The organism is Mucispirillum schaedleri ASF457 (assembly GCF_000487995.2).
Classification (GTDB): domain Bacteria; phylum Chrysiogenota; class Deferribacteres; order Deferribacterales; family Mucispirillaceae; genus Mucispirillum; species Mucispirillum schaedleri.
This window is the reverse complement of sequence record NZ_CP097562.1, coordinates 744,010-757,368: the sequence shown is the minus strand read 5'-3', so window position 1 is coordinate 757,368 and position 13,359 is coordinate 744,010. Positions and strand designations below refer to the sequence as shown.

The following is a 13,359-nucleotide window of genomic DNA, read 5'->3' as shown; positions in this document are numbered from 1 at the left end:
TTGAGCCTGATTTTACAGGCGAAAAATCTAAATTATATATATGACATGGAAGCAGGCTTAGGACGAGCCGTCTTTATTTACTTTATAAGATGCTTATATGGTTTTTGTCTAACTTTTTTTATATAAGTCCAAACTTGACTTTTTCTATATTATAATATAGTCTTATCCGTGGACGGTTATATATGTTTCGTAAAATTGATGTAATTATTATTTTATTTTTCATTATATTATCTATTGTTTTTATTTTTAAGCCTTATAGTTATTCAGCAAAAAAATTAATGCTTGTTGTAGAAAATGAAAGCTTTTATATACCATATAAAGACGGATATTTTAATCTTTTTGGGAAAGTTAAAGATGTTTTTGGCAACGAGCATAGTGTATATAAAGGTATGGAGTTTGAAATTGCTGGTGGCAGAGTAAAGGCATTACATTCAGACTGTGCAAACCAGATATGTGTAAATACTTCATGGATAGAAAACTGCGGCGATACTATAATATGTGCTCCAAACAGGGTTGCTGTTATTATTGACTGTTCAGATAAGGATATTACTCAGAAATGAAAATAAATATATATATATTAACGGGGCTTATGGCTTCATGCAGTATAATTTTAGGTGTTATTGAAAATTTTATCCCTACTCCAGTGCCTGCAATCCGATTAGGGCTTGCTAATGTTCCTATTATTATTATGCTGTATCTTGCAGGCAGTAAATATGCTTTTCAGGTATCTTTTTTAAAGGCTTTAATTGTGCCAGTATTATCTGCCAATATTATATTTAAAATGTCTTTAAGTGTGCCTGCTGTATTTGTTTCATTTGCTGCTATGTCTGTAAATTATCATTATTTTAAAAACAAATTAAGTATTATAACTATCAGTGTAATTGGTGCAGTTTTTCATATAATCACACAGCTTGCAGTTGTAAGCATTTTTTATGTAAAAGGGCTTATTTATACAAATATTGCTGGAATATTGCTGCTTTCTGCTGTTATTACAGGCATACTAATGGGGATAATTGCATATAAAATAGTAAACCATAAGCAGATAAAATCAATGTTTGAAAGGCTTGAATTAAAAGGCTAGAAATAAAACTGCCACTCAATACCAATAGTAGTGTTTATGTGGTGGTCATTAAAAGTATTCATAGTTTTAAAGGCAAGATTACTGTATTTTTTATATCCATAGTTTAGTTTAATAATACTTCTATTATATTTTTGGTCTGTTAAATAAGAATAGGCTGCATGCAGGTTTTTAAAAGGGCGGATAGTTGCCTGAAAGCCTGAAACACCGTCATTATTTGTGCCACTCCAAATATTTAAGCCAATTAAATCTTTTGTAGTAAACCCTAAAACTGAGCTTATTATAAAACTGTATATGGAATCATTAATGGCAGAATCATAATCACTGGTAGAAAATATATTCATACTTTTAAGTGAAAAGGTAGTAATACCTGCACTGTATTTTTTTACAGGGGATGCAGTAACATCGTATTCTGCAATATTACTGTGATAAGTAAGAGCATAAGTATACAGGCTTTCTTTATCAAAAGTTTTGCTTAATTCAGATATATATGGGTTAGATATATAATCAAGCAGGTCATTTTTTTCTTTAAATTTATATAAATTATATTTAACAGCACTGCTGGATGCTGTATCATAAGAGATGGGGGGGGGTAAATGATAGATTAAGTTTTTGTTTATCTTCTGTATCTGCACATTTTCTATTTCTATATCAGCAGTTTCTGCAAATGAATATGAAACACAGCTAAACCATACAGCAGCAATTAATACAAAATTTAATTTTTTCATAGATATAATATGAATATATTAATATGAAAAATCAAGTAAAATTTTACTTTTCCTTGATAAGTGCAAAAGTGAAAATAGGGTATTTTATGATTGAAAACTATTATTTTTTATTTATACATATATTTTTTGGTAAATTCTACTACTATGTTTTGCTGAGCCTGAAAGGCGAAGTATCTAAATTTATCTTTTATTAAAAAATACATCCCTGTATTTTTTAAATCACGCTCTGCCGAAACAAGTTCGCCTATCGCTCACTAAAACGGCTCATCCTGAGCCTGAAAGGCGAAGTATCTAAATTTATCTTTTATTAAAAAATACATCCCTGTATTTTTTAAATCACGCTCTGCCGAAACAAGTTCGCCTATCGCTCACTAAAGATGGCTCATCCTGAGCCTGAAAGGCGAAGTATCTAAATTTATCTTTTATTAAAAAATACATCCCTGTATTTTTTAAATCACGCTCTGCCGAAACAAGTTCGCCTATCGCTCACTAAAGACGGCTCATCCTGAGCCTGAAAGGCGAAGTATCTATAATAGTAATCTATAATCTTAATAGTTCCTTCGCTCGCATATACTCACTCAGGAAGACATATTTTAGTATTTCAAAAATGTATGCAGCATAAAAATTTTACTTCATTAAAAATATACAAAGTTAAGTAAAGCACTCATACACTTCAACTTATGTCTTACTGAGCTTGATTTATAAGCGAAGTATCTAAAAATAAGATACTTTTAATATATTATGCACTGCTGAAATATATAATTATAGATTTTTCGCCTGTAAAAATCAGGCTCAAAATGACTGATACTCAAAAATACTAAAAAGTAAAAATTCCTTTTTCTATATGGAAAATGCAGCATTCTGTTTTTTTATTATAAAGCTTTTTTAGTATTTCTTTATATGTGAAAAGCTGTTTTTTATATTCATCTAATATTTTGTCATTTAATGCACCAGTTTTATAATCCATAATAACAAGTTTATCTTCCATTTCACTATAAATATCTACAGAATAAAGGTTGTTATCTTTACCAATGCGGCGTTCTTTAAACACTCTTCCATTAAAAAGCTGCTGCCACTGGGTATTGTTATAAACTGTAAGAATATATTTTTTTATATCAGCAAATGTTTTATCATCCAGTGCAGAGCCATATTTAGCATACATACATTTTTCTGCTATTGAGATGGTTTCTTCCCTGCCATATTCAAGCATAAAAAGACCCGCATGCAGGCACTCACCAGCAAGAGCAGATAAATAATTAAAAGTAATATCTTCTTTTCTGCTGTAAAATGCTTTTGTATCAATCAATTCTTTTTGTTTGTTTATATTTATTTCAATATTTATGCTTTTTACTTGTTCTTTTTCTTTGTTTATTTCTGCTTTAAGTATACCCTGCTGCACTTTTTCAGGAAAACAAAGCCCTGCAATATGTGATATTTTTAATGGCATATCTTTTGGCATTTCAGCATTTATAAAAAGTGCTTTTTCCGCCCTTGTCATTGCAACATACAGCATATTAACACTGTCCTGCAGTGTAAGCATATTTTCATTTTTCATATATTCTTCTGCTTTTGTTCCAGAAATATATGGATATTGTTTTTTAGAATATACACAGCACAGTTTAGAATCTCCAAAAACATTATTATCAGCAATAAATAGTGGTGAATTTTTTGCATTAACTGTTATATCTCTTGATAAGTTAGGAAGAATAACAACATTAAACTGCAGTCCTTTTGATTTATGGATAGTCATAACTGTAACTGCATTTTTTTGTGCAGCAGAAAGAGCCTGCTCGCTTGATGCTGATTTAAAAACTGTTTCTTTAAAATCAGCAATATTTGTTTCATTGGCTGCTGTTTTTGATATAATATCAAAACATACATAGTAATCAGGACTTGAACTAAACCTGCTTTGTAAATCAAGTTTATTTGAAAGATAGAGCAGTTTATCAAATATGGAAAGCCCTTCTATATTATTAAGCATATTTTTTATTTTATTTTTTTCATTTATGAATAAGCCTTTATCCTGCATAATATTATTATGTGCTGCTTTTGGGCTTGTGTATAAAAATCTAAAAAAGGCATAATCATCATCTGTTTCTATAAATTCAGCTAATGCCATAATAATATTAAAAACAGGGGAGCTTGTTAAGTTTGCAGATGTTTCTGCCTGCACAGGTATATTATTATTTTCAAGATAATCAATAATATCTTTCCCATGGTTATTAGAAACTGTAAGTATTGCAATATCCTTATACTGAAATCCGTTTTCTATACATATATTTATTTTATCAAGACAGTATGTTAAATAATAAGCATCTTCTTCTTTATCCTGCTTATCCATTTTATGTGTTATTTCCACATAACCATCACCATTTTCTTTATATGCTTTTTGGTCAATATTAAAAATTGCAAAATTTTCACCATACTGTTTATATATTTCATTTGATATTTTATTTACTATATCTATAATATTTTTGCCGCTTCTATAGTTTGTATCAAGTGTTTTAGATGAAAGTTTATCTTTATATTCTTGTAAAAGCAGTCTGAAAAGGGAAGAACTGCCGCCACGAAAACGATAAATATTTTGTTTTGGGTCTCCAACATAGAAAAAACTGCCAACTTTATCATGCTGTCCTAATCCTGCCATTGCTTCTTCTGCTAGTGGTTTTAATGTAAGCCATTGGGATATAGATGTATCTTGAAACTCATCTATTAATAAATGGTTTATTCTGCCATCAAGCCTGAAATAAAGGTAATCTTTATCTATTTTAGAGTTATCTGCTGCAAGCATATAATATACTGCATTGCTTATATCGCTGTATGTAAGCATATTCTTCTCTTTCTTTAAAATATCCATTTTATTATTAAGAAGCTTACCAAGGTTTAAAGAAAGGCTTGTAATAATATCTCCATATAAAAGCCAGTATTCCTGCAGTTTATTAAATATATTTTCATGCAGATTATACTGTTTTTGGCTGAACTCATATTTTTTGAAATTAGGTGCTTCATCTAATGTATTTTTAAAAAAAGGTATATCTGATATATCTTGAATTTTTTTGTAATCAAGTTTTTCAACAGCATTTGCCTGCCTGACACTAAGATTATCATTTTCAAATGTTTTTTTAAATTTTTGGCATAATTCTGGTATTTTCTGCTGCATTGTTACTGCTTTTGAAAGCATTTCTATTATATTATCAAGACTAGGTGCATTTTTTACTGCACTTTCAAGTTTAAGTATATTATCTGCCACATATTCTGCATATTTTTGCAGTGTGGAAATAAGAGAAACTGTCTGCACACCTAAAACAGGATAAATATTATCAAGTATTTGTTTCCATTTATTATCTGCAAGCATTTCTGAAACAAGCTGATAAAAAGCAGTTCTTTTAATTTGGGCTGTTTCTTCGTCGCAATGCACACCAAAATCTGGGCGGAAACCTGCTTCAAAAGGGAATATTCTTAAAATAGTATTATTAAAAGCATCTATCGTTTTTATATTTAATTCAGAAAAATGACTGAATAGATTATCTCTGGCAGTTACTGCTTTTTCTTTTATAAAGTTATCATCAAAAGGTCTTTGAAGTTTCTCTGCATATTTTTTCATAAGTGGAGCTATAAATTCATATTCACTTGTATCTGATGTTCCTTCTGCAAAGCCGTTAATAAATTTTATAATACGCTCTTTCATTTCAGCTGTTGCTTTTCTAGTAAAAGTAAGGCATAAAATATCTTTTGGGGCAGCACCAGTTAAAAGCATACCAGCAACACGCATTGCAAGCTGAAAAGTTTTGCCTGTGCCTGCTGATGCTTCTAATGCAAGATTATTATATTTATTTAGAGAAGAAGCCATTTTCCCTCCCACACACAGTATTATAAGGGCAGTAATCACAGTGTTTATATTCTTTTGTCTGCTCAAAAGGTTTAGAAATATTAATTATATCACTTAATATGCCAGCTAAATAGTCTTTAAAGTCACTATAAAAACTTATGTCAAAGCCCTGCTTGTATTCAAACTTTTCTTTTATACTTAAATAAAATAAATCAGAAGGCAGTTTTTTCATCTCTTTATCAAGCAAAAGAGCATATAATGGCAGTTGAATATCATCTATTTTTTCAAAATTGTTATTTAAAACAGGCTTTATTTTATCATCATCTTTATATTTATAGTCTGTAACTATAATATCATTCTTATAGTTTTCTATTTTATCAATTATACCTTTAATATTAAATTGATTAAATTTAACCTGCACTTTATACTCTCTTTTGCTTTCTTCATATCCGTTTTTTATATGGTTTTGCTCAGCAGCTATGATTTTTGGTATGTTATTATATATAATTGATGCAATAAACTGTTCCACATTATTATATAAATAAGCATCATAATCTTTCATCTGTTTAATAAATTCGCTTTGGAACTTATCTAAATAAGTGTTGTCTGTAACAGATATTTTCCTGTCAAAAAGATTTTTAAAAACATTGTGTATGACTATTCCAAATACTTTATTATCAAGGCTTGCAACAGGCTCAGTTTTTTCATTAATATTAAGCACATACTGCAGATAAAATCTTAGAGAGCAGGAAGTATATATATTTAAATTTGATGCAGAATAAGAAAAATCTTTTAAAAAGCTTATTATTTTATCAGTTTTTTCTATACTTATTTCTGTATCTTTTGGATAATAATATTTATCTTCCTGTATTAAAGATATAGTGCTTGGAGCATATTTTAGTGCTGTTAAGTGGTTTTTTATGACAATCTCTTCTATGAAACTGCTTCTTCTTGCACCAGAATTATTTTCAGCATACGACATAACTATTACTTTTGCATTACTCATAAGTTGATAAAGGTAGTTTTTCATTAAATTTTCTCTGTCAATAAATGTAGGCAGCTTTAACTGGTTTCTTATTTCTGTATTAATAAACAAATCCTTTACATTTTTTGGCGGAAAAAGTTCTTCTGTCATATATGGTATAAAAAGCACATCATAATCAACATTTCTGCTTTCAAGTATACCCGTTACTGCTATTTCTTTTTTAGGCAGGTCTATAGACTGGCTGTTTATTTCATTCATTATAATATATGCAGTTTCTTCAAATAAAAGCAAATCATTTATGTTTTTATATATTACTGCAAGTCTATCAAGTAAAAGCAGAGTTTCTGTAATTATATCCTTTTCAAGCAGAAATAAAGGTATAATATTATTAAGCAGTTTTTTATATGTATTAATACATTCTAATACAGTAATATTGTTTGATGTATTTAAAAAAGAAGCTAAATATTCATTTATTACTTTTTCATTTAAAAAATCATCTTTTTGCATATAAAGTTTATTATTTTCAAGCATTTTATATAAATTTTTTATAAATTGCTGCATTTCGTTATCTTTTTGCAGCATATCATTAGAAAATATATGAATAAGGCTTGATACTTCTATAAGTCCGCTTTTAAAAGATGAATATAATTCTATCAAGCTGTTTATAAAACTTATAAAACTGCATGATGAAATATCTCTGCCTGCTGATACATCAAATATATTATAGTAATCAAGTTTTATAAAGTAAGTTTTACAGCTTGTATCTGGCATAATCACTGCCATTCTGTTAAAAGGAATGTTATGCTTAATATTAAACTCAAAAGATTTTTTTGTAATAAGCTCTATTTGGGAAATATCTGATGCACAAGAAAATATCTGCATATTATTATTTGAAAACAAAGGCATATTTTTATCATTTAATGTTTTTGTTTCAAAAAATGCTTCATATTCTTTATGCTGGCTCTGCTTTGGTCCTGCATAGTTAAATACTGCTGTAACATTTTTATTTTCACTTATTTTTTTCAGCACAGTAAGTTCATATTTTGTAAGAAATCCGCTTATTAAAAATATATAGTTATCATATTTATCTATAAAAATGTTATTTAAGTTTATATTTTTATATGTTTCATATTTATCTATCCAGCCGTCATTATGTATTATTTCTAAATATATGCTCCATAAGTGGTTTAATATATTTATCTGTTTTTCATAATCAGAATATTGAGAAGCATTTACAAGGCTTTCTACATCTACCATTTCCGCAAAAAGCTCTCTGAAAAAAGAAAATATATTTTTTGTATTTTGAGCAAAAGGGATAAAACTTGATAAAAACTCTTTATTATCGCTTTTAAATACTGCTGTTATTTCTTCATTTGTCAGCTTATTAACTGCTTTTTTTAAATAAAAGGGTCTAAGTTCAACTGGCATAATTTTTTTATCAGTATCTATTATTATTTCAAAAAAGTTTGATACTGCATAAGACTCTATATATTTAAAATCGCAGTTTGCCATATATCTAAGATTTCTTTCTGTTGGAAGAACAAGGCAGGTATTATAATCTTTTTTATCATATTCCAATGCAAGATTATATATAAAAGAATAGGGAGTAATATTTTCTGGAATACTTAAACATCTTATCATGGTTTATCCTTTAAAATATATATAAACTGCAGTAATATTTTGCAAATATATTCCTGCAGCTTAAATTATGCTTTATAATATATTATGATATATATATGCAGCAGTATGTGTTGTGTGTAGTTATTTCATACCCATAAGCTGTAAAAGTTTTTCTTCACTAGGGCTTCTTCCCATAAAGTTTATAAAAAGCTGCTGCATAGTATCTGAGCCGCCTTTTTCTAATATGTTTTCTTTAAAACTTCCGGCAATTTTTTCATCAAAAACACCTTTTTCGCTAAAAGCAATATAAGCATCAGCAGAAAGCATCTCTGCCCATTTATAACTGTAATACCCTGCAGAATATCCACCGCCAAAAATATGACCAAAGCCGTTTTCAAATATTACATAATCAGGTGGAGTAATCACAGCAGTTTCTTTTCTTGTTTCAAGTATAATATTATGCACCTGCTCATAAGTATAAGCATTGTCATATATAGATAAGTCAAATATACCAAATTCAAGCTGGCGGACTAAAAACATACCAGACTGGAAGTTTTTATTATCTATTAATTTTTTAATTAATTCATCAGGTATCATTTCACCAGTTTCATAATGGCGGGCAAATAATTTTAATACTTTTTCTTCATAGGCAAAGTTTTCTAAAAACTGAGATGGAAATTCTACTGCATCCCATTCTACTCCATTAATACCTGAAACATCACTTTCTTTGCATTTTGAGAAAAGGTGATGTATTGCATGGCCTGCTTCATGAAAAAGTGTGTGCACATCATCATGGCGTAAAAGGGAAGGCTGACCTTCTTTTGACGGTGGAAAATTTGCCACAATAAAAGCATCTGGAAGGTGAATATTATTTTTATCATCAAGCCTGCCTGTATGCCAGTTATTCATCCATGCACCACCCCTTTTTTCAGGTCTTGCTTCTAAATCTATATAAAGCCTTGCAAATGGAGTATTATTATTATCAAGCAGATTAAAACATTTAGCTGTTTTGTGCCATAGTTTTATATCATGCACTTCCTGAAAATTAATATTAAAAAGTTTCTGCATAAAAAGGAAAAGCCCATGCACAACATTTTCTTTTTCAAAAAATGGTCTGAAAAGCTCACTATCAAAGCCAAGTGCTTCTTTTTTAAGCATATTTGAAAGATAAGCTGTATCATAGCTTTCAATTTTATCTATTCCTTTATTTTTTGCAAAGTCAGATAAGTCTTTCAACTCTTTTTCAGCCATTTTTTTGCCTTTTTTGCTTAAATTTCTTAAAAATGCAAGTGCCTCATCTGCACTTGGGCAGCTCATAGTTTCATTACGCATTTCTCTGTAATTTTTATAGCCTAGCATATTAGCTTTTTCATGTTTCAGTTTTAATATTTCTTCTATTACAGGGCTGTTATTTTCTGCCCTTGTCATATATGCTTTATATACTTCTTCCCTTAACTCTCTGTCTTTGCAGTATGTCATAAATGCTATATAAGATGGTGCCTGCAGTGTAAACCTGTATCCCTGCTGCACTTTTGCTGCCATTTTGTCACTTTCTGGCATATCTTTTATATGAGTATCATCTTTTAATATGATTTCAAAAGCATTAGTTGCATCAAGAAGATTTTTATTAAAACTGTCAGAAAGCTCTGAAAGTCTTGTATTTATTTCTATTAATCTTTTCTTTTTATTATCTTCTAGATAAACACCGCCTAATTTAAATGATTGCAGGCTGTCTTTAATTACTTTTTTCTGCTCACTTGTTAAATCATGCTGAGTGCTTATTTCTTTTACAGCTTCATATATTGCTTTATTCTGGCTTAATTCTGAAGAATAAATACTTAATGGCTCTAAACATATAGAAAAAGCTTCTCTTGTTTCTGGGCTGTCGCATACCGAGTTTAAGTGTGCAACAGGTGTAAAATAGTCATTAAGTCGGCATTCAAGCTCCATAAGTGGACGCATAAAGTTAAGATATGTTTTATTTTCTATTTTTAAAAGTCTTGCAATTTCTTCCTTGTTGCTTTTAATTATTTCAGTAACATTTTCATACGAATTTTTTATACAGTCTAATGGAAAATCTATAAACATATTTTTCTCCTAATAAATATTATTTATTTTTTTAAGTGTAGCATTATATATATTTTCTCTTTCTTCTATCATCTGCCTTAAATGAAAATAAGAATAAGGCAGAGAAAGCACTACTGCTGATGTTTGATTATCTTTAGAATCAGTATGCAGACTTGTTACAATAACTTTTGTAGTTAAATCCTTTGCAGCACGGATTAAAGTTACATCATTATCATTAATAGAGCTGATAATAACATTAACTCGTGCATTACTGCCTGATGGAATATATGGCTCTATTTTTTTAGAGAAAGCTTTTGAGCGGACAAGAAAAGTATCCATACCAGTAAAAAATTCTGTTTCACCAGAAAACTGTAAAATATTAAAAGGTGTTTTGTTTTCCAGAGTGAAAGAAATTTGTATAATATTATCATTACCAATATTAGTATTAATATCTTTTATAATAATGTCATTTGCATATTCTTTTGTATTTTTAAATGTTTTTTCTATATTGTTAAGCATTTTTGTAATATTTCTATCACGCTCCATATCTTCATCAAGCTTATTTTTTAATATTTTTTTATATTCTGCAATAATCTGTTCTGGAGTTTTGCCGTTTAGTCTTTTATACAAACTTTCTGCCAATACAGCCTCATCACCTGATAGAATATACCCTTGAGATAAGGCTTCTGGTAAATAAACAGATATTGGACCTTTAATATAAGAGCATACAGTTGAATTAATCTGGGCACATACTATATTTATTTTATTCTGTAAGTCATAAAAATCTTCTGCCTGAATAGGCACAGCCATAACATTTACTTTTTCTTTCTGGCAGCCTGTGATAAGAAATAATATTATAGATATGACTATTATAAACTGTTTCATAATATCCTCAAAATAAAATAATTAAAGTCATAATTTACCATAATAAAGGTATATAAATCAAGAATTATATATTTTTATCTGTGTTAATATATTATTATGCGTAGAATACTATGTGTTTGTTATGTATATCATCATAATATATCACAATAAATTATGATTATTTAATTTTAATCTCTTGACAATATGGCTTATACTTATTACATTATCTTTGGCACTCATTAGTTATGAGTGCTAATAATTTTAAAATTATTTTAATTTAGGAGATATATTTATGTCACAAACTATGGAGTTTAAAACAGAAGTATCTAAATTATTAGATATTGTTATCCATTCCCTTTACTCTAATAAGGATATTTTTTTAAGAGAGCTTATATCTAATGCAAGCGATGCAGTAGATAAAATCCGTTATGAAGGTTTGCTGGACCAAAGCAAATATGAAAACGATACTGACTGGAAAATCAAACTTACACCAAATAAAAGTGCTGGCACACTTACTGTATCAGATAACGGTATAGGTATGAATTACGATGAAGTAATTAATACACTTGGCACTATTGCAAACAGCGGCACAAAAGAATTTATGAAAATGTTAGAAGAAAAAAATGCCAAAGATGCAGTGGAGCTGATAGGTCAGTTTGGTGTTGGTTTCTATTCTGCATTTATGGTAGCAGATAAAGTTACTGTTATTACAAGAAAAGCAGGGCAGGAAAAAGGTGTTAAATGGGAAAGTCAGGCAGCTGGCACTTTTGAAATAGGCGAAGCTGTTAGAGCAAACCGCGGCACAGATATTATTCTTCATTTAAAAGAAGATGATAAAAAATATCTTGATGAGTGGACATTAAGAGATTTAGTCTCAAAATATTCTGACTATATAGAACATCCAGTAGTTATGGATATTGAAAGACCTAAAAAAGATGAAGAAGGCAAACCAAGTGAAGAAAAAGAGATAAAAGAAGAAGTTTTAAACTCCCGCAAAGCTATATGGTTAAGAAATAAATCAGAAATTACAGAAGAAGAATATAATGATTTTTATAAACATATAACTCATGATTATTCTGACCCTTTAAAAACAATTCATTTTAAAGTGGAAGGCACTCATGAATTTGCAGGGCTTTTATATATACCAAAAATGAAACCTTTTGATATTATATATAAAGAATATAAATCAGGACCTACGCTCTATGTAAAAAGAGTGCAGATTATGGAACACTGTGAAGAACTTTTCCCGCCTTATTTAAGGTTTGTAAAAGGTGTTGTTGAATCAAATGATTTACCGCTTAATATTTCAAGGGAAATTCTGCAGAACAATAAACTTATTGAAGTTATGCGTAAAAATATCACTAAAAGAGTGCTTGATGCTTTAAGTGATATGAAAAATAAAAAATATGATTTGTATGTTTCATTTTATAAAGAATTTGGCAGAATATTAAAAGAAGGTCTGCATTTTGAATATGATAAAAAAGAGAATATTGCTGATTTAGTTCTTGCAGAATCAACTGCCACAGAAGACGGAAAATATACAACTTTTGCAGAATATATCAGCCGTATGAAAGAAGGGCAGAACGATATTTATTATATATTATCAGCAAGCAGAGCAGAAGCTATGGCAAGTCCATATATGGAAGGCTTAACTAATAAAGGCTATGAAGTGCTTATATTAACTGATGATATAGATGATATTGTAATATCTGCTCTTAATGAATATAAAGGCAAACAGTTTAAATCAGTAGTAAAAGGCGATATGAACTTAACTGATGAAGAAAAAGCTGCAAAAGAAAAGAAAACTGAAGAATTAAGCTCTATTTTAGGCTTTATTAAAGAGCAGTTAAAAGATAAAGTTGCAGATGTCCGCCTTTCAAGCAGGCTTACAGACAGCCCAGTATGCCTTGTTCGCGGCGAAACAGATTTTGACCCACACATAGAGCAGATTATGAAAGCTATGGGGCAGTCTTATATGGCAGCAAAACGCACTATGGAAATAAATGCAGAACACCCATTATTTATTAAATTAAATGAAGTGTTTAATGCAGATAAAGAAAACCCAGTATTAAAAGAGTATGTAGATTTGCTTTATGATGAAGCCTTAATATTAGAAGGTGCAAAACCAGTAGATGCAGGACTTTTTGCAAAAAGAGTAGCATCTTTAATGATAAAAGGTTTAGAATAA

At 29.3% G+C, this 13,359-nt stretch carries 8 protein-coding genes; 3 read left to right on the top strand and 5 right to left on the bottom strand.

Features of this window, described 5'->3' with window-relative positions; translation table 11 throughout:
* The first annotated feature begins 182 nt into the window (after nt 1–182).
* A complete protein-coding gene (locus tag N508_RS03580; protein WP_023275034.1) occupies nt 183–560 on the top strand; it encodes a NusG domain II-containing protein in 378 nt (125 codons plus the stop codon).
* Complete coding sequence (locus N508_RS03575) at nt 557–1,081, top strand: Gx transporter family protein (RefSeq protein WP_023275033.1); 525 nt, start codon at nt 557–559, stop codon at nt 1,079–1,081. The genes N508_RS03580 and N508_RS03575 overlap by 4 nt, the downstream gene beginning before the upstream one ends.
* Here the strand turns inward: N508_RS03575 and N508_RS03570 are convergent.
* The 5 genes from N508_RS03570 to N508_RS03550 form a co-directional block, all read right to left on the bottom strand.
* Nucleotides 1,078–1,806, bottom strand: coding sequence for a hypothetical protein (locus tag N508_RS03570; protein WP_023275032.1), 729 nt, complete (start codon nt 1,804–1,806; stop codon nt 1,078–1,080). The two genes, N508_RS03575 and N508_RS03570, sit on opposite strands and share 4 nt — an antisense overlap.
* A gap of 817 nt (nt 1,807–2,623) precedes the next feature.
* Complete coding sequence (locus N508_RS03565; protein ID WP_023275030.1) at nt 2,624–5,656, bottom strand: UvrD-helicase domain-containing protein; 3,033 nt, start codon at nt 5,654–5,656, stop codon at nt 2,624–2,626.
* Complete coding sequence (locus N508_RS03560) at nt 5,637–8,261, bottom strand: PD-(D/E)XK nuclease family protein (RefSeq protein WP_023275029.1); 2,625 nt, start codon at nt 8,259–8,261, stop codon at nt 5,637–5,639. The genes N508_RS03565 and N508_RS03560 overlap by 20 nt, the downstream gene beginning before the upstream one ends.
* 120 nt (nt 8,262–8,381) lie before the next feature.
* Nucleotides 8,382–10,328 (bottom strand): M3 family metallopeptidase, encoded by a 1,947-nt coding sequence (locus N508_RS03555; protein ID WP_023275028.1) that lies wholly within the window; start codon nt 10,326–10,328, stop codon nt 8,382–8,384.
* A 9-nt stretch (nt 10,329–10,337) separates the two neighbouring features.
* Nucleotides 10,338–11,192, bottom strand: coding sequence for a hypothetical protein (locus N508_RS03550; protein WP_023275027.1), 855 nt, complete (start codon nt 11,190–11,192; stop codon nt 10,338–10,340).
* Nucleotides 11,193–11,463: 271 nt separating this feature from the next.
* Here N508_RS03550 and htpG point away from each other — a divergent pair, with 271 nt between their 5' ends.
* Entirely contained in the window at nt 11,464–13,359 is a 1,896-nt protein-coding gene (htpG, locus tag N508_RS03545) for a molecular chaperone HtpG (protein WP_023275026.1), read from the top strand.

Excerpts from the sequence above, each read along its gene's own strand:
- N508_RS03555 (WP_023275028.1), bottom strand. The coding sequence starts at position 10,328 with ATGTTTATAGATTTTCCATTAGACTGTATAAAAAATTCGTATGAAAAT.
- N508_RS03575 (WP_023275033.1), top strand. The coding sequence starts at position 557 with ATGAAAATAAATATATATATATTAACGGGGCTTATGGCTTCATGCAGT.
- N508_RS03570 (WP_023275032.1), bottom strand. The coding sequence starts at position 1,806 with ATGAAAAAATTAAATTTTGTATTAATTGCTGCTGTATGGTTTAGCTGT.
- N508_RS03580 (WP_023275034.1), top strand. The coding sequence starts at position 183 with ATGTTTCGTAAAATTGATGTAATTATTATTTTATTTTTCATTATATTA.
- htpG (WP_023275026.1), top strand. The coding sequence starts at position 11,464 with ATGTCACAAACTATGGAGTTTAAAACAGAAGTATCTAAATTATTAGAT.
- N508_RS03565 (WP_023275030.1), bottom strand. The coding sequence starts at position 5,656 with ATGGCTTCTTCTCTAAATAAATATAATAATCTTGCATTAGAAGCATCA.
- N508_RS03560 (WP_023275029.1), bottom strand. The coding sequence starts at position 8,261 with ATGATAAGATGTTTAAGTATTCCAGAAAATATTACTCCCTATTCTTTT.
- N508_RS03550 (WP_023275027.1), bottom strand. The coding sequence starts at position 11,192 with ATGAAACAGTTTATAATAGTCATATCTATAATATTATTTCTTATCACA.